This window comes from Streptomyces sp. NPDC005423, assembly GCF_040606415.1.
Lineage (GTDB): Bacteria > Actinomycetota > Actinomycetes > Streptomycetales > Streptomycetaceae > Streptomyces.
Genome location: NZ_JBEXET010000081.1, coordinates 1 through 18,873, shown reverse-complemented (window position 1 = coordinate 18,873; position 18,873 = coordinate 1). Strand labels below are relative to the sequence as shown.

The following is an 18,873-nucleotide window of genomic DNA, read 5'->3' as shown; positions in this document are numbered from 1 at the left end:
TTCGACACCCCTGTTCTTGAGCTCGGAGAGCACGCGAAGCCAGTGCTTCGCGCCTTCGCCGCCGTCGCCTGCCCACAGGCCGAGGATGTCACGGTGCCCTTCGGCGGTGACTGCCAGAGCCACATAGATCGGCCTGTTCGCTACTTGGCCATCACGAATCTTGACGTTGACAGCGTCAATGAAGACGACCGGGTAGACGCGGTCGAGCGGCCGGTTCTGCCATTCCGCCATGCCATCCATCACCTTGTCGGTGATCGTGCTGATGGTCATCTTGGACACGCTGGCGCCGTAGACCTCGGCCAGGTGCGCGGAGATCTCCCCGTGCGTGAGGCCCTTCGCGGACAGCGAGAGCACCATCTCGTCCACGCCGGTCAGCCGGCGCTGCCGCTTCTTGACGATGGCCGGCTCGAAGGAGCCCTCCCGGTCGCGAGGCACGTCGATCTCGACCGGCCCGACGTCCGTCAGCACCGTCTTGGGTCGTGTGCCGTTACGGGAGTTGCCGCCGTCCCTGCCGGCCGGATCGTGCTTGTCATAGCCGAGATGGTCGGTGATCTCGCCCTCCAGGGCTGACTCCAGAACCGTCTTGGTCAACTGCTGCAGCAGCCCGCCCTCGCCGGTCAACCGCAACCCCTTGCTGCGGGCCTGCTCGACGAGCTGGTCGATCAGTTTCTGCTCGACCGTCACAGTCTCCGGCGACGGATCCGCCTGAGCGTCTGGGGCCACGAACTCGGTCACGGTGTCAGTCACTTGATGTCTCTTCCATGATCATCAATTACACCGGTGAGCGTACAGACCCGGCACCGGTCAGCACCGCCGCAGTGGCCGCGCACAACAGCGCGACCGCCGGATACCGCCGTCCTCGGACATCACGGGGATCGGGGACCAGGTTCAGAAACGACGCAGGGCGACGACAACGCCAGGGGCAAGAGGCGCAGTCCGGGAGCTCAGTTGCTCCAGCGCTGCGGCGTGGTCCCGGTGCGTATGCAGGGTGACCCGGGCGGCGTCTGGCGGCCCGCGCGATAACGGCCGGGCTGCGGGAGACGATGGACGACATCCGGCGTACGTCGCCGTCCTCGCCGCCCGGGTCCGCGACGCCCACACCGTGCCGGAGGAGATTGGTGGCCGGCGTGTGACGGGCCTGGTGGGGAACACACGTACCGCGGGTGTTCATTACCGCGCTGCCCTACGGGAAGAAGCCGGTCGAAGGCAGACGCAACCCGCTCCCGGGCAGGAGGTGATCCGCGTGCTCACGGCACTCGCACGGGCTGGCCAAGCTCGGCCGCGACCGAGTTCTCCCGCGCAGCTCCCTGCGAGTCACCCCAACGAGGCACCATCATTGGACCTGCGCCCAACTCGGATGCACCACCTGAGCGAACACTTGGGCAGGGTCGGTTCCGTTGTCATCCACGAGCGCGCGACCGAGACCCGCCTGGCCGCGCCGTCATAGCCGTCGTGCATCAACTTACCCTTTGCGTAAAGGTACTTCAGCGATAGCGGCGTGGAACCAGGCCGCCGCACGACGACCCCGGTTCTTCACCCACTGGGCCTGGACCACCCATGCCCCTCAGGTCTGGTGATCAGAACGACAAGAGCCGCACCCACCGTCACGTACGGATCTGTGAGGGCCGAGGGGTGAGAATCCCCTCGGCTACTCGGCGGCCAAGGCCCGTTGCCGGTTGAGATCCGAGTGAGGCAAGGATGTCGCCACCCGGGCCGTGCAAGTACCAGGCGAGATGCGCGGCCAGCGCGGTGGTGTCGATGGGCAGATCGACGGGCCCGATCAGTTGCGCCACGTTTGTCTGATCAAACTCCTTGGCACAGCGCAGATATGGGCGGTAGACACCGACCTTGTCGTTCACGAAGTGGTCCGCGTCGGTGAACCCTTCCGCGCCGTCTTGGATGACCGCCTCCGGGATCTCCAGGATCCTGCTGAGCGCCCTGAAAGTGTCCCGCAACGGCGTGGAGTGGGCGTTCGTCAGGTGATAGACGCCGGTTCCCGTGTCGGCGAGCGTGATCTGGACGGCGGCCCGGGCAGCTGCGTCGACGGGGATGTAGTTGGTGCTCCCATCGGGCAGACCGTTGATCCGCAGCGGCCACGGGGGTTCACCGCCGCGGCCGCGCAGTTCCCGTACCGCGAGTGCGAGGCCCAGAGCGAGGTTGTACAGGCCGCTGATGGTCGTCGCGGCGAGGGTGCGGCTGTGCCCGATGATCAGGCTCGGGCGGAAGATCCGGATGCTGTCGAAGGACTGTGCGCGAACCTCACACTCGCTGGCGACCTTGCTGTACTCGTACCAGTTGTTCACGGCAGCCGACGGGTCGGCCGGGTCGGCGGCGATCCAGCCGTTGCGCCGTCCCGCGACCAGTGCGCTGCTGATGAAGTTGAACGTCGCGCAGCGCGCGGCCCGGCCGAGGGCCAGCGCGTTCCGGGTTCCGTCGATGTTGCGGGCGACGATGTCCTCCTTTCGCTCGTACTCGTAGGCCATGGAGGCGGCGACGTGCCAGAAGTGGTCTGCGTTGCCGGTGAGCCCTGCGCCGCAACTCGGCTCGGTGATGTCGCCGATGAGACCGTGGCAACGCCCTTCGATCTCGGGTGCAAGGTCAGGACGGCCGTAGACCGTTGCGGCACGCTGGAGCTCCGACTTGAGCCGGGTGTCGGCGTCCAGGCCGGGCCGTGGGCGGACCAGGCAGGTGACCTTCCCGTTGGTGCGCTCCAGCAGTTCGAGGACGATGGCGCTGCCGAGGAGGCCGGTGGCGCCGGTGACGAGGTGGTGTTCCACGACTTCTCCCAGACGAGTAAGTCCGATGCGATCAGCGGTCGTACGCGATCAGGGATCGGGTGACCGGTGCGCGCCGGTGTTGCGGTTGTGCCAGATCGATGCGGCCATCGCGAGGATGACTGGGCGACTTCGGACTCACCCGTCTAGGAGCGGGCGCGCAGGCCCAGGCGGGGGATGTGGTAGATGCGGCGGTCATCCACCCACAGCCAGCACTCAGCCCAGACGGTCCGCTCGTCGGAGCCCTCCAGGATCCGGGCCTCAACGATGACCTCCTTGTCGGTGGGCAGGACCTGCCCGCGGAACTTCCAGGCAAGCGGGGAGATCAGTTCGTAGCCGGGCGACCCGAGATACCACTGCAGAGCCTGGACGATGGCCTCGATGCCAAGGGAGCCGGGCATCACCGGGTCCTGGAAGAAGTGAGCTTTGAAGAACCATTCACCTGGCTGCACCCGCTTGAGTGCCCTCACGTGTGCGAATCCCCGGTCGTGGGTGGGCCGGTGGCCGGTGATCTCGTCCAGCATCAGCAGCATCGGGCCCGGCAGCCCGCCGCCGGGTGTCAGGCGGACCCGGCCGTCGGACGGCTCGACCAGCCGGCGGCGGTCGGCTTCGGTCGGGGGGAAGCCGACCTGGTTGGCGAGCGCGGCCGTGGTGAAGGATCCGAAGACGGCCGTGCCGTCCAGCAGTGGGCGGTCGTCGACCTGGGCGGTCACCGCGAACGACTGGATGATCATTCCGCTGACTTCCGAGATCTCCGTGAGCTCGGCGCGGGTGGTGATCCGTCGGTCTGCCGGGTTCACTTCGGTGTGCAGGGACAGGTCGCCGTCGAGATTGCGGAAGAGCATCTCGGTCTCGCTGCGGAGCATGACGCCTCCGTAGGAGCTGAGCCAGCCGCACGGTTGCAGTGCGGTTTCCAGCAGCGCCGAGACGGGCATGACGCCGTCGGGGTTCTGGACGAAGTACCAGGCGTCAGTGGGGATGTCGTACTCGGCGTGGACGGTGCTTCCGGTTTCCAGGCCGCCGTATGCGCCGGAGACGTCACGGATCCTGGTCACGAAGTGGTAGGGCGGGCCAGGGAGTCGAGGTGCGCGCCGGGTGCCGTCGAAGCCTTCGCCGATGCGGCCGAGCGCTTGGGTCTGCGGTCCCTGGGCGTGGGCGAGCAGTGCGTTGTGGTCGAGGTGGATCCCGCCGATCTGCGCGGCGGGCCGGGAGTCGGTCACGAGCGGGCCCTGCAGCGGCCAGTCCGGGACGAGCCGGACAGCCAGCCCGGCGACGTAGACGGCCTTGACCCCGTCGGCGGTGAGCAGGACGTCCGCTATGAGGGTGGGGTGGGGGCCCGCACGGAACTCCTTCACGAACACCTCGTAGATCAGTTCCTTGCTCTGCGGGGTCACCTGGCCGCGGCACAGGATCCGGTAGGTCTGCTCGGGGACGGGTTCGAAGCGCCATGCGTCGCGGGTGAGGGTGCAGCCGGCGGCGGCGAGGTAGAACGACATCGCCTGCAGGCAGCCGTCCAGCATGAGGGTGCCCGGCATGCACGGGTCGTTGTGGAAGTGGCCGTCGAAGAACCAGTCGTCGGGGCGGAGCGCCGTGCGGGCCTGCAAGTAGCCGCGTTGCCAGGGGCCGCCGTCGCTGTCGAAGCAGATGACCTCGTCGAGGAGCCGCATGCGGCCCGGTGGGATGCGCGGGGTTCGGACGTGTGCTTCGGCTGCCCGCCACTGCTCGCCGAAGCAGGCGACAGGATGGCCCTGGCTGAATGCTTCGACTTCCGGCTCGGAGAACCGCTGTCGGGTGCCGCGGACGGGGGGCGGGTCGACCTGTCCGGGGCCGGCCGGTGCGGACTGGGGATCCCACAGGACTCCGCTGGTGTCCGCCAGTTCCTCGTCGGTGAAGTAGCCCGCCTGTCCGTTGCGGATCGTCAGCATCGGCCGGCCGTCGGCGCGGCAGTCGAACTCGAAGGTGAACAGCCGCTGGCTGCCGTTGATCACGTGGTCGGTGATCCGGATTTCGTAGTCGAGCAGTGTGCCGGTGGGCGGCGGTGGTGCGTGGTACACCGCTTCGGCGCCCAGCAGCCGGTAGACACGGCGGCCGCGGTTGTCCAGGTCCGCGCCGAGCCAGCTGATCAGCAGCAGGTCGGCCTGTCCGGCCTCGATGACCAGGCCGGGCGGCATGCGCCCGGTGTGATCGAGGTACCAGGCCCCCGGGGTGAGGTCCGTCTCGGTCCATATCGTCCCTGTGGCCAGGGAGCCGGGGACGGCATCGATCCCGGTGACCCGGTCTGCCAGCAGCAGCGGTGGCCGCGGCATACGAGTCTGCCGCTCGTCGTGGTCCTGGACGGCGAACATCGGCCCGAACAGCCGGGAGACGTTCCCCTCGGCAAGGTATTCGAGGTCCTGCCGGCTGAACTTCGGTCCTGGCCGCGCGTGCGATCCGGCGGACAGCGGCACCGGGCCAGGCGAAGGGGCGATCCGGTGATGTGGCCTGGCCGGGTCGTTGGCGCGTGATGCAGGGGGCAGTGCGGCGGCGATCCGGGCCTGCTGCGCCAGGAACCGCAGCTGTGCTTCCTGGCTCACCGCCAGATGGCGGAGGTGGACGGCGGAGACCTGTGCGAGTTGCTCGGCCAGCAACGCCTGCACGAAGCGGGCCGGCGTCGGTGCTGGTGCTGGTGCTGGTGCGGGAGCAACGGGGCTGGGGGACGCCGCCTCCTGCAGAGGCGTCCGGGACGGGACGACGGCCGGCAGGGTGTCCGGGTGGACGGCCATCTGCTCCGAAGGAGTCGCCGGACCAGCTTGCCGCGGCATCGGAAGGTGGGCGGGAAAGCGGAGGACGGGGCCGGTTTCCTCGGCTCGGTCTGGCCGCTCGGGCCAGGTCACGGGCACGCCGGCGGCGGCCAGTTCGGCGAGTGAGGCGAGCAGGCCGTCGAGGCCGTGGCCTCGCAGTGGGTCGAGGGCGACGGCGAGGTGGGGGCGCGTCCCCAGAATGCGGCTGATCCAGCCTGTGCAGAGGCTGCCGGGACCGTGTTCGATGAAGATGCGGACGCCGTCGCGGTAGGCATGCTCGATGGAGGCGGTGAAGTCGATCGTGCCGACACACTGATCAGCGGTGGCCTGCGCGGCCCGCTCGGCTGACAAGCGGTAGGGTCGGCCGGTGGCCCCGCTGTAGAACCGGACGCCGGGAACGGGCTGTGTGGGCAGCAGGTGCAGTTCGTAGAGGCGGTCGCGCACGGCGGCTGTCTCGGGGACGTGGGCGGCCACGTCGTAGTCGAGGAGGAGCGCGTTCGGCTCGTCCAGACGGGCGAGGGCGGCGGTGCATGCGTTCTTCTCGCCGCCGAGCACGCACAGCCCGGGTGCGTTGACCGCCATCAGGTGGACGGCGGGCAGGTCTGCCAGCACTGCCCGGACCCGGTCGGCGTCGGCGGTGACCTGGTAGGCGGCCCACTGGGTGCCGTGCACGCCGGTGTCCGCCCAGGCGGCGCGGACGGTGTGCATCGCACCGCCGAGGTCCGCGGTGAACAGGCCGGAGGCGCGGGCGGCAGTATACAGACCGGTGCAGTCCGGCCAGGCGCCCAGCGCGGCCAGTGCGGCGGCTTCCCCGGAGGAGTAGCCGATCGCCGCGGCCGGGTGGATGCCGAGGACTTCACGGGTGATCAGGGTGTGCAGGACTGAGAGGAACGCCGCTCCGCTGATCTGGTCCATCGCGTCCCTGGGGCGGCCGTCCCGGCGGTAGGCCCATCCCACCAGCGGTTCGAGGGGGCCCAGCCGCTTTCGCACCGCGTCGATGAGCTCGGGGAAGGCGCGCAACAGCTCCCTGCCCATGCCCGGGTAGGCGGCCGAGCCGTTGGTGTAGACGAAGGCGATCTCCCCCTCCAGCGGTGTGTCGCAGAACGCGACACCTGGGGGGCGGATCGCGCCGCTGTGCAGCAACTCACGGATCGCTGGTGCGCGTCGGGTCGCCGTGTCGGCCGACTCGGCGACCACGGCGAGCCGAGCGGGGCCGCTGTCACCGCCGCGGCCAGCTTCCAGGGCTGCCAGCGCGGCGGCCTGGTCGACCCCGGAGAACACCGTCACCTGCGCGGCCGCCGGTGTCCAGCCCCGGACGTCCGCGCCCTGCAACCGCGTGCGTCGCAGGCCGCCGTCGCATCGGGCCGTCGCGACCTCCACACTGCGCACCGGGGTGAGTGCGGGGGCCGAGCCGGGGGGCACCTGCTGGTGGTGCACGGCGAGTACGCCCGCGGCCACGGCGAGCAGGCCGCGTGCCGCGTGGCTGTGGCCGAAGAGCGTCGCAGGATCGAAGGCCGTACCCTCTCCCAGGAGGAGATCGGCCGGCTCGTTTGCCGACTCGGGCAGCAGGGCGAGCACGGGGTCGTCGTCCCTGAGGGCGTCGTCCAGGCGCTTCAGGACCAGCACGACTGCTGCGTCGGCAGGCCGGTCGGGGCGTCCCAGCGCGTGTACGGCTGCCGCGTGGACCGGCTCCGAGGAGAGGTCGACGGCGCCGACGACGGCTGCGTCGACCTCGCCGCAGCGCAGCGACCGGGCGGCGAGGTCGAGAGCGATCAGGCCGGACTCCTCCTCGGCGAGCACCGCGTAGGCGGGGCCGAGCAGGTCGAACTGGATGCTGATGCGGCTGGCCGTGCCGTTGATCATCATGCCGGTCAGGCGTGCCCCGCTCAGGCGGGGGCCGAGCGGTTCGTCGAGGCCGGTGGGCCGGCCGTGGTGGGCGGACCAGGCCTCCAGCCGCCAGCGGGCGGTCAGGCGTGCGCCCTCGGGGTCGCAGCCCGTGCCGATCAGTACCGAGGTGCGGCTGGGAAGCCGCAGGCCGGCCACGGCCTCCCGGGCCGCTGACAGGACCAGCAGCTGCTGCGGCAGTGTTTCCTTCAGGTCGTTGGGGGGGAACCGGAGCCCGGTCAGGCTCAATTCGACGTCCTGGCGGCCCGCCTCGGGGGCCTGGCCGGTGAACAGGGCGGTGCGGAAGTCGCCGGTTCCGGTGCCGGACCCGGCGCGCACCCCGAGGGCAACGACCGCGATCTGCGGCGGCTGCTCAGGTCTGGTCTGCCGGCGCCTGGGCCGCGTCGGTTTTTGTGGGGTCGCGATGGCGTCGGGCGGGTCGATGACGAGGTGGGCGTTGTTGCCGCCGAAGCCGAACGCGCTCAGCGCCGCGCGCCGCCGGCCGTTCCACGGCTCCGCGTGCTGCAGCAGCCGGAAGGGTGCATCGCGCAGGGCCTCGATCGGGGACCCGACCCCGGGAGTGCCGGGGCGCAGCCCGTTACGGAACGCGCCGAGGATCTTCAGCAGCCCCGCGATTCCCGCTGTCGCCAGCAGATGGCCGACGTTGGCCTTGACCGAGCCGATGGCCAGATCGGCGGCGTCCTGGAAGACGGTGCTGCTGCTGCGGACCTCGATGGCGTCGCCCACCGCGGTCCCCGTCGCGTGGCATTCCAGCAGTGTCACCGTGGACGGGTCCAGGTCCGCTGCCGCGTATGCCGCCCGCATCGCCTCTTCCTGGCCCCGCGGGGAAGGGGAGAGGAAGCCGCCGGTGTTGCCGTCGTTGGATAGGCCGATGCCACGGATGATGCCCAGCACGGTCCGCCCGGCCCGGACGGCGTCCCGGTGGCGCATCAGAGCGACCAGCCCAGCGCCTTCACCCGGGATCATGCCGTCGGCGCGCCGGTCGAAGGGGAGGGGCCGTCCGCTGAGGCTCAGCGCGCCGAGTGAGGCGAATCCGACGTGGATCTGCGGTCCGGCGGCCGCGCTGACCGCACCGGCGAGCATCAGGTCGGCAGCCCCGTCCTGCAGCCGGTCGCAGGCCATCTTGATCGCGTACAGCGAGGACGCGCACGCCGCCTCCAGGCCGAACCCGCCTGCGCCCAGGCCGAGCGCCTGCGCGGCGCGGACAATCGGCGTCCCCGAGCAGAAGCGGTCCGAAGGATGCGGCCGTCGTCGCCCTGCGGGTGCGGACCAGTCGTTCGGGCCGTCCAGGCCGAGTCGGTCCAGCCACACCTGTTCGGCATAGGCGGTCAAACCGCGCCAGGCGAAGCCGAGGTTGCCCATGACCAGACCCGCCCGCCCCGGCGGGCCGTCCCATTCGGCCTCACGCAGCGCCTGCCGTCCGGCGTGCAGGATCCAGCGCAGTGCCGGATCCCAGCCGGCCACGGACTCGGCGTCGACGGAGAACCCGGACGGGTCAAAGGCCTCCTCGAACCCTCGGACGAGTCCGGACACGGGTCGAAAACCCTTGGGCAACCACTCCACCACACCGAGATCGGACCAGTCCTGCGGCAGGCCCCACTCGTCCGGGGCCACCTCGCTCAGGTTCACCCGGCCGTTCTCGACGCCGCTCCAGAAGGCGGCCGGGTCGAGCGCGCTCGGAAGCACGCAACCCTGCCCCACGATCGCGATCGGTTCGAATGCCACGCTGCTCGTCCTCCATCAGTGCTGCTTCGCGGTTTTCATGAGTGGGGGGTGAGGGCGACGCCGAGGAGTTCGGCATAGAGGGTCTGGTCCTCGCGTAGCAGGGCGATGTCGCAGACAGCACGCTTCCCGGCCCGGTCGCGGCCGTGCACCAGGCAGTGCAGGGTCCGGCCGGCAGGACCGAACCGGTGCCTGCGGTACTCCCCCAGGCCCGTGGCTGCGACGGGGAAGCCGAGCACGTGGTTACCCCACAGGGCCGCGAGTTGCAGGACGGCGTCGACGGCCACGGCTTCGAGGTGCGGCACTTCTCCCCGCACTCCAGTGCCACCGACCTCCAGCAAGGCGACAGCGCCAAGATCACCGATCCGCACGCCGTCCGCCGGCATCCGCAGCACGTCATCCCAGCGCACCACGTGTCCGCTGTCCTCGCGCCCGTCGAACGGGGGCAGATACGGATGGTCGGGCCACACGCCGCCGCTCAGCGTCTCGCCGATCCGGGCGACTGCCTCGACTCGTGAGGCCGCACCCAGCAGCCGCAGTTCCAGCCGATCGCGCCGGGGCACGCCCTGGACGTGCAGGCTGCCGCCGCCGTACGGCGGCTCTGTGGCACCTGGCGTGTCGAAGGCGATGTCGCCCAGCACGACGATCGGCTGGTCCGGGTGCCAGCCGCGCGCCGCTGCGGTGAACAACTCCGCTGCCACCGATATCGGTTGGAGGCCGGCGCGGAGACTGAGACCGCTGGGCTCACTCAGGTGTCCCGTCCCGTTGGCAACTGGCGCCTCGGCCCTCAGCGTCGGCGGGTCGGGGAGCTCGCCGGCCGTCAGGATGACGTGCGCGGAGCCGTGTCCGGCCTGCAGCTCTGCTGCGAAGGCGCCGGCTCCGGCACGCAGCGGGATCAGGTCCAGTCCCTGCTGCCCGAACCGGGTAGCGATGTCCGGGGTGACCATGCCGCCGTCCCAGGGGCCCCAGCCGATGGAGCGGACCAGGCAGTGCGGTCGCCGGGCACGTTCGACGGCGGCGACCTGGCCGAGGACCTCGTTCGCCATCGCGTAGTCGCTCTGGCCCGGGTTCCCCGCCCACGCCGCGATCGAGGAGAACAGGCAGAGCAGTCGCAGCGGGTCGTCCCGGGTGGCGTCGAGAAGCACGCGCAGACCATCCAGTTTCGTGGCGAGGACCGCCTCGTACTGCTCCGCGGTCTTGTCGGCGATGCTCTTGTCGTGCACCACGCCCGCAGCGTGGATCAGGCCGGTGATGGGCCCGAACACCTCCCGGACTGCGGCGAGTGCGCGGTGCACCGACGGCGCGTCGGTGACGTCCACCGGGAAGTACCGCACCTCGGCGCCATCAGCCCGCAGAGCGGCCAGGGTCCGGCGCACCTCCCGGGCGGCGAGAATCCGGCGTGCCCGGGCAACGATCGCCGCCGGGCCGGAGTCCGGGGCGCGGGCGGCCAGTCGTGCCACCAGGGCCGGCTGGTCGACGGCGGCCTCCAGCCCCGGGGGCTCCTCCTCGGTGAGCTCGGTCCGGCCGAGCACGGCCAGCCGGGGGCGGTACCTGGCGGCCAGTTCGGCGAGAACTGCGGGTGTCACCCCGCGGGCGCCGCCGGTGACGACGACCACGCCGTCCTCGTCGAGTGGGGCGTCTGCGGGCTCGGCGCTGCGGGGAGCGGCAACCGTGTCGAGCGTCACGCGCCGGCCGTCCAAGGGCAGGCCGACGTTGAGGGCCGGCCCCCCTGACACGAGCTCGGCGACGATGGCCTCGGCGACCGCCGCGCTGTCGCGGTCGCCGCGGGCGCAGTCGATGGCCTTGACGCTGGCCGCGGGCCACTCCCGCGCCGCGGTCCGCGCCAGGGCGGCAATGCCACCGAGCCAGGCACGATCCCCTTGCCCGCCGCTCAAACCGAAGTCGCCGCCGGTGTCCTGAACGACGGCGAACAGGCCACCGTCCGCCGCCATCACGGAGGCAACCTCCTGGGCCGCCGTGAACACCCCGCGCATCACGGTCAATCCGTCCTGGGGTGTTTCAACGGGCGCCATGCCACCGAGCAGCAGTACGGCGTTCGCTCCGCTCAGCGAGCCGTCCTCGGCCGCCTCGATCCCGTGTGCGCGCAGCCTGGTCACCACGTCCCGGGCCAGCCCGCTGCCGCCGTCCACCACGTGGAGGACAGCTCCTGTCAAGCCGCCCATGGCGACACCTGCGGACGGCAGTTCCACGGCCCGCACCACGCGCCGCCGCACTGCCGGCCGGCTCTGCTCAGCCAGCGCGTCTTTCACCCTCCTCGGCCGAACCCTCACCCGTGGACTCTTTCCCGTGCTGACCCGTCGCGGGCGTGCCGGCGGCCAGCTGCGCGACGATCGCGTCGACGGTGCGCAGCTTGAACAGGCCGGCGAGCTCGGGAGAGTCGGAGGCGGGCAGCCCGGGGACACGCTTCCGGACGGCAGAGAGGATCTGCACCTTCTTGATCGAGTCAACACCGAGCTCCGACTCCAGATCCATGTCGGCACCCAGGAGCTCGACGGGATACCCGGTCATCTCCGCGACAATTCCCAGCAGCAGCCCGGCGTCCAGAACGGTGGTGGGCGGCTCGGGAGCAGCCACCACGGGCGCCGCGGCGGGAGAAGCCGCTGGCAGCGGGGCGGACGGGGGAGCGTTGCGGAGGACGGCGGACGGGACGGGCGGGAGTGGAGCCATGAGCTCGGGCGCAGGGGCCTGGAAGGCCGTCGGCGTGGGAGTCTCGGGCTGCGGGAGCATTTCCCGGACCGGGGCGACGGACGGCGCGAGTACGCCCGCCGCAGAGGCGACCTCACCGGTGCCCGCCAGGCCTGCCAGCCGGCCCAGGGTGTTGTCGACGAGCTGCAGGTAGGACTGGTGGCCGGCCAGCAAGGCCTGCTGGAAAGCCGCCTGGGCCTCGGCGGTCTGCCGCTGGGTTGCGGTCAGGACCTGCAGCCAGTCCGGCTCGGGGACGGTCGGGTACTGCGCCATCGGCGTGCTCGCTTTCTCGGTGGGCGCGGGCTGGAGCGGAACAGGGACAGGGACAGGGGCGGTGGTCGGTTCGGGCCGGGACACCGTCGGGAGAGCCGCTCGGGAAGGAGCGGCCGGCGTCGGGGCCGGTGCGATCGGCCCCGTGTCGGACGGCGGACCGGGGCGGCCGTACTCGGCGCCGTTGATCTTGACAGCGGCTGCGCCGGGGGGCCGGACCGCCGGCTCCGGTGCCGGCCACAGAGCCTCGAAGTCCAACTCCACGCCGTTGACAGCCAGCCGGCCCAGAGCAGTGAACAGCGACTCCACCGGGCACATGCCCTTGCGGTCGAGGTTGATCGCGAGGTGCGGCCGCTCGCCCAGGATCGAGCCGACCATCCCGGTGATCGCGGTCCCGGCGCCGACCTCGACGAAAACGCGGGTGCCCGCGGCATACATCGCCTCGATCTGGTCGACGAAGACGACCGGTGACGCGCCGTGCACGGACACCATCTCGCGCAGTCGTGCCAGATCCGGGCCGTAAGGCTCAGCCGTCAGGTTGCTCCACGTCTCGATCTTCGGAGGCGACAGCCGTTCCGCGTCGAGAAAGGCGGAAAGGGCCGCATTCGCGGAAGCGACCAGGGGGGTGTGCGCGGCGATGACCACATCCAGCCGCCGTGCCCGTACGCCACGCGTGGCGAGCTTGGCCTCGAACTGCTCGATCGCGGCTGCCTCCCCCGACACCACGACCTGGTCGGGCTGATTGTGGTTGGCGACCCAGATTCCTTCCGCGCCCTCCAACTCCGCCTTGACCCGCTCCAATGGGAGTGCCACGGCCAGCATTCCGCCCGGGACCTCCGATGCCGCGCCCATCACCTCCCCGCGTCGCCGGGTCAGGCGCAGCAAGGTGTCCGCGTCGTAGACACCCGCCGCGTGCAGGGCGACCAGTTCGCCGAGGCTGTGCCCGCCCAGACGCTGGGCCCGCAGTCCAAGCACGTCGAGCACCGCCAACAGCGAGAGACTGTGTGCGGCCAGCGCGGGCTGGGCCCACTCCGTCCGGGTCAGCAGCTCACGCTGTGCCTCCCGCTGGGCCTCGCTGAAGGCCGGTTGGGGAAAGACCACCTGGTGCAGCGGCACCGGCCCCAGTTCCAGCCCCGCTACCCTGTCCCACACGGCGCGGGCGGCCGGAAAGGCCATGGCCACCCCGGCGCCCATGCCCGGATACTGCGACCCCTGGCCAGGGAAGAGGAAGGCCAGCGGACCCAGCTCGGCTTCCCCGGTGCTGTAGCTGACGCCGCCGGGAGCTGTCATCGGCCGGTTCGGGCGCAGTGCGAGGAACCGGTCGAGCTTGGTGCCGGCCTGGGCCGCGTCGGCAGCGACGAGGGCCAGCCGGCACACGGCAGTGCGGTCGAACGTGCGCCTGCTCTCCCGAGCCGCCTCCACGAAGGGCATTTCGTCCAGCAGTTGACGGGCTCGGGTTCTGAGAGTGTCCAGCGACGGGCCGCTGAACAATATGAGTTCCTGCGGCAGTGCGTGGTAGCGCGCCGGTTGTGGCCGTCCGTGATGCGGCCGGTATTCTTCGAGGGTCGCGTGGTAGTTGCTGCCACCGAAACCGAAGGCCGACAACGAGGCCCGGCGCGGATGGTCGTCCGCCCTGACCCACGGCCGGGCCTGCGTGTTGAGGTAGAAGGGGCTCTTTTCGATCTCCAGCGCCGGATTGGGCCGGGCGACCTTGATCGTCGGCGGAAGCACCTTGTGATGCAACGCCAGGACCGCCTTGATCAGTCCCGCTGCGCCGGCCGCCGCTTTGGTGTGACCGATCTGCGACTTCACCGACCCGAGAGCGCACCAGGCGGTGTCGGCACTGTCGGCGGCGAAGACCTCCCGCAACGCGGCGAACTCGGCAGCGTCCCCGGCCCGTGTGCCCGTGCCGTGCGCTTCGACCAGCTCGACCGTGCCGGGTGAGTAGCCGGCGAGCTCGTAGGCGCGCCGCACGGCCCGCGCTTGTCCTTGCGGTTTCGGCGCGTAGATTGCGCTGCCGTGCCCGTCGGAGGCCGTTCCGACCGCCCGCACAACCGCGTACACCCGGTCACCGTCGCGCTCGGCGTCGGCCAGACGCTTGAGGGCGACCATGCCGAGGCCCTCACCGATCACCGTGCCGTCGGCGTCCGCATCGAAGGGCCGCACCTCGCCGGAGGCGGACAGGGCGGGAGTCTTGCTCATCGAGACGAACATCAAGGGGTTGTTGAGCGTGTCCGCGCCGCCGGTGAACATCACGTCGGCGTGGCCCAGAGCGAGTTCGTTGACGGCGGCGCTGAGGGCAGCCAGCGAACTGGCACAGGCCGCGTCGACCGTGCAGTTGATGCCGTGCAGGTCGAAGCGGCTCGCGATCCGCCCCGCGATCACATTGGAGAGCATCCCGGGGAAGCTGGATTCCTGCCAGGGCACGAACTGGTCGGCGATCCGGTCGCAGGCCGCCTGCGCCTCTTCCTCCGGTATGCCCTGCAGCCGCAGCGCCCGCAGCCAGACAGGTCGCTGGATACGGGCTGCCATGGTGCCGAACATGGGGAGGGAGCCGCTGCCGAGGATCACACCGATCCGTTCCCGGTCCAGCGGGCCCGCCAGGTTGGCTTCTGTGTCCGTCAGCAGCCGGTCGGCCACGACCAGGCCGAGCAACTGCGTCGGGTCGATGGCCGCCATCGTCGTGGGCGGGACGCCGTGCGCGATCGGGTCGAAGTCCACAGCGGGCAGGAAGCCGCCGCGCCGGCAGTAGGTCTTGTCCGGAGAGGACGGGTTCGGGTCGTAGTAGTCGTCGACCAGCCAGTGCGTCGACGGCACATCGGTGAGAAGGTCCTTCCCGGCGACGACATTGCGCCAGAACGACCGGACATCGGGGGCCCCGGGGAGCAACGCGGCCAGTCCGACGACGGCAACGGGAACCGGCTCGGGCGTGCGGGACTCAGACATGGACGGCATCTCTCTCATACAACCGGTCAGTTCAAGGAAGCGGGTCGTTCACAAGTCGCTTACAACAGGTGAGGACAGGAGACGGGGCACGTGGAGGCCTGTGCGCGGGACGTGGACGCCGTAACTGCGCAACTGATGGGCACGGGTGACCACCGCCGCGCCCTCCATCAGATTCCGGGCGATCTGCACGACCGTGCAGTTCTCCGGTTGGGCCAGCGAGCTGCCGACCACCCACCGGTTGAACGAGCCGATCGCGGGCCCGCACCAGACCTGGTAGTCCGCCCGCCGGGACGGCTCTCCGGTGATGGCCCAGCGGCTGGCTTGCCCCAGGTAGGAGCGGAAGACCAGGGCCATGCGGTGTTTGGGGTCACGCTCGGCGACTGTGATCTGGCCCGGGTCGCGGCCGGCCCAGTAGCGTCGAGTGGCGGCCCATGCCTCCTCGAAGCCGGCCCGTAGCAGGTCGCGTTCTATCCGACCGCGAACCCCCGCGGGAATCCGCTCCAGCGAGTCGTAACGGCGGTAGGCCTCGTAGAGTCCGGCCGCGCGGCTTGCGTACATGGTGCCGCGGCGCAGCACCTGCACCTTGACGCCGTACTCGAACATATCGGACGCCGGGGCCATCACGACGTCGGCCAGGTCCGCTTCGGCGAGCAGCCGCTTCACCTCGTCGGAGGTCCCGGCCTCGACGGATCGCTGGTTGACGGTCCCCGTCACGACGTAGTCCGCCCCGCAGGCGAACGCCGACGCCACAGCGAGCGGATCACCGAGCCCGCCGGCGGCACCGACCCGGATGCGCTCGGAGTAGTCGTGGCGGCGGGAGAGGGAGTCCCGCAGGCCCAGCATCGCGGGCAGGATGACCGTCAGCGGACGGTTGTCGGTGTGGCCGCCGCTGTCGGCCTCAACGGTGACGTCCGTGGCGAGTGGTACCCGCCGGGCGAGCGCGGCCTCGTCAGCGGTCAGCCGCCCCTGATCCAGCAGGACCCGCAGCAGCTCATCGGGGGCCGGAGACATGAACTTCTCGGCCACCTCGGGGCGAGACACCTTGGCGAACAGACGGGTCCGCCGGTTGATCTTGCCCTGCGCGTCCGCCTGCAGGCCGGTTGCGGCGCACCGGACGACCGCTGGGGTGAGGTCCATGAAGGCGGAGGCGGACACATTGGCCACACCGTAGTGGTGAACCAAGTCGATCACATGGTCCTCGTAACCCGGTTCGTTGGGCGAGTGGAGCAGGTTCACGCCCCAGTTCGACGAGGGATGAAGCGTCTCGGCCAGTTCCTGGACGGCTGCGCGGACCTGTGCCGGGCCGAGGCCGCCGGCGCCGAAGAAACCGAGCAAGCCCGCCCGGTTCATGGCCACCACCATGCGGACGGTGGAGATCCCGTTGGCCATCTCGCCGGCGATGTACGGAAAACGGACACCGTGTGTGGCGGCGAAGGTGCGATCGCCCAGCCACTCCGGATACAAGGCGGGCAGCGACCCGAGTACTTCCAAGCCTCCCATGCCTGGGCGCAGATCTCCCCCGTGGACGACGCCCCGGATTGCTCCGTCGCCCACGACCTCAAGCCTGTGACGGGGGTCGACGAGGAGCGCCGCGACGTCGTCAGGCATGACGGCCAAGGGCTGCCCCTGCGGGTGCCGGCGCAGAGATTCACGAACGAGAAGCGGAGTACGCCCGACACCGCCGCGTTCCGGCGAATCGTCGAGCATGTCCGAAACACCCACCTGTTTCACCCCTTGCAATAAGCATCGGAACTCGGTGTCGGATGACCGAAGGCCGTGTGGCTCCAGTTGCACAAGACACAGCAGATGTCCCATGGCTCCGCCATCGGGCTCCGGGACGAGCACCGGCACACAATGCGGCCGCATCCGCACACCGCGACCGACTTACGACCGGAAGGCCGAACAGTGAATTTCGCGTGACCTCTGGAGCCGAATTGGATTGTCGATCCGAACCGCCGATGTCTCGCATCGAACCGCATCGTTGAATCCAGAACTCCGCTCGATGCGAAACTAGCCGCTCCGCTTGGCGGCCGTCAACAACGAATTCGTTGTAAAGGGACTCGGAGAAGTAGGGGAATGTCTGATTTGATCACGGAATACAGCGCGGGGTGAGGGCGTCGGCAGGTGCGGTGTTGGTGTAGCCGGCGAGTCTGAGGGCGCCGCGGGCGATGTCGCGCAGGGCCGTCGTCCACCGCGAGGGGGCGTCAACTTGTCGAGCGAGGTGTCGGGTGGGGGTGTGTCAGGCCATGTGCGGGCAGGTTTCGGCTTCGTGCTCAGGGTGTGGTGGGCGGGCTGACGACGCCGGTGACGTGGTTCCAGATGGTGAAGCGGTGGCGTATTTCGGTGCGGCAGCCGGGGGCGGTCATGCGGTGGCGGCGGGGTCGGAAGTGGGGTGAGATGCCGCTGAACGCGGGTACCGGTGCCCCTTGTACGACGGTGACGCAGCCCCCACGGACAGCCCCCCTCCAGCGTGAGCAACGCAAGGGCCACCCCATCCCGGTCAGTCAACGTGACAGCACCGGGCTGAACATTGCCTTTCAGTACACGGCGCACTGGACGGACGGGTCGAGTTGAGACCGTGGTGCGCACCGAGCGCGGTCTCGGACATCGCCGGGTTTCCGCATCGGTGGCGGCTGTGCCCGCACCGGCGGTGTGTTGGCGTCCCGGACCGGCAGGTTCCGGTCCTGGGCCTCTGTGCAGCCCGAACATCGCGGCAACCGGGGCTGTGCGGCTTCGGCGAATCCGTTGCCGTGCGGGTCGCCCGTTGCCCGGGGCGGACGCTTCCGCTGCCCGTCGAGGAGCCTGGACCGGTCGCCGAACAAGGCGGACGACACGCCGACCGTCACCTATGATCTGGCCGGGAAGCCGCACCGAAGGCTCCGCATGACCGCAACCGTCGACGGCATCCTGGCTATGCACAAATCGGAGTCGGACTCTCGACAGGAAACACTGAAATCACGGGACCTCGTGGCTACCAGCTGCTGCCCGGGCGAAAACGCCTGCCTCCGCAGTGGTGTCGTCATTTTTTGACGCGCTGTAATGGGCCCGTAGAAGTGCAGGACTTGACACCCTGCCAAGTAAATGCTGTTCTGCTCTCCGATGCCGGTGTGTGGTGCGTGTACTCGGGTTGCCGGGCCATAGAAGGAAACCACTCCGAAGCACACCGCTTGCGCATGAATCGCGGTCGCGGAATGTTGCACGACCGTCGATCCCGCTGCTTTAGCGGGTAGTCGGCGGTAATCGATCCGGAGCGTATGGATTCGCCGAAGAATCCGTTAAGGAAGGGAGAGGGGCAGTGCCGAACGACGTGCTGGAGAACCCCGGCACTCTGATCTCCCCCTACGGTGTGGCCGGCGAGGTGCGAGAGCTGACGTACTCCCCAGGAGAGCCCAAGGTGTTGGGGTACGGATCACTGAGCCCTTTCCAACCTGGCTGTGGCGTCGGGGTGTTGGTGGGCATGGGTGGTACGGAACGACGAAGCTCCTGGTAGACGGGTTCTCGACCAAGATCACCCGTGTCCGCCAGGAGCTTCGCGTGCTTGTCTACCCGTCGTCGATCGATCTGTCCAGCCGCACGCTGCGGCACCTGACGAGGCAACTGGCCGCTCACCGGCGGGAGATAGGTACGCGATGGCGGCGTCTGCCCCTCGGCCGTCAGGCTCTGCTCGCCCTGGCCCATCGACGCGCTCGCAACGGCAGGGCTGAAGTGCTGGGCGGACAAGGCGTACCAAGGGGCCGGCCGTCATGTCCGCGTACCTTTCCGGGGCCGCC

6 protein-coding genes and 2 pseudogenes are annotated in these 18,873 nt (G+C 70.0%); 1 reads left to right on the top strand and 7 read right to left on the bottom strand.

The features are described 5' to 3' along the window. The 7 genes and pseudogenes from ABZT12_RS38295 to ABZT12_RS38265 form a co-directional block, all read right to left on the bottom strand. Positions 1-684, bottom strand: a 684-nt coding sequence (locus tag ABZT12_RS38295) for an IS256 family transposase (protein ID WP_356394185.1), incomplete at its 3' end; no start/stop codon positions are given. Positions 685-1,604: 920 nt separating this feature from the next. After that, entirely contained in the window at positions 1,605-2,777 is a 1,173-nt protein-coding gene (locus tag ABZT12_RS38290; RefSeq protein WP_356394178.1) for an SDR family oxidoreductase, read from the bottom strand. Between the two features lie 143 nt (positions 2,778-2,920). Further along, positions 2,921-9,184: a beta-ketoacyl synthase N-terminal-like domain-containing protein gene (locus tag ABZT12_RS38285; RefSeq protein WP_356394175.1), complete on the bottom strand. Its 6,264-nt coding sequence runs from the start codon at positions 9,182-9,184 to the stop codon at positions 2,921-2,923. Between the two features lie 35 nt (positions 9,185-9,219). Then, complete coding sequence (locus ABZT12_RS38280) at positions 9,220-11,355, bottom strand: SDR family oxidoreductase (protein WP_356394172.1); 2,136 nt, start codon at positions 11,353-11,355, stop codon at positions 9,220-9,222. A 76-nt stretch (positions 11,356-11,431) separates the two neighbouring features. Then, positions 11,432-15,103, bottom strand: coding sequence for a beta-ketoacyl synthase N-terminal-like domain-containing protein (locus ABZT12_RS38275; protein ID WP_356394170.1), 3,672 nt, complete (start codon positions 15,101-15,103; stop codon positions 11,432-11,434). Positions 15,104-15,151: 48 nt separating this feature from the next. Further along, on the bottom strand, positions 15,152-16,603 hold the full coding sequence (locus ABZT12_RS38270) for a PfaD family polyunsaturated fatty acid/polyketide biosynthesis protein (protein WP_356394181.1): 1,452 nt from the start codon (positions 16,601-16,603) through the stop codon (positions 15,152-15,154). A gap of 773 nt (positions 16,604-17,376) precedes the next feature. Then, positions 17,377-17,520, bottom strand: a pseudogene (locus ABZT12_RS38265) (IS6 family transposase); the annotation flags it as partial. 1,117 nt (positions 17,521-18,637) lie between these two features. On the opposite strand from ABZT12_RS38265, the pseudogene ABZT12_RS38260 reads away from it, so the two are divergent. Further along, positions 18,638-18,873 (top strand): annotated as a pseudogene (locus ABZT12_RS38260) (hypothetical protein); the annotation flags it as partial.

What these genes read in the sequence shown, in the direction of transcription:
- ABZT12_RS38275 (WP_356394170.1), bottom strand. Translation starts at nt 15,103, where the DNA reads ATGTCTGAGTCCCGCACGCCCGAGCCGGTTCCCGTTGCCGTCGTCGGA.
- ABZT12_RS38270 (WP_356394181.1), bottom strand. Translation starts at nt 16,603, where the DNA reads ATGGGAGGCTTGGAAGTACTCGGGTCGCTGCCCGCCTTGTATCCGGAG.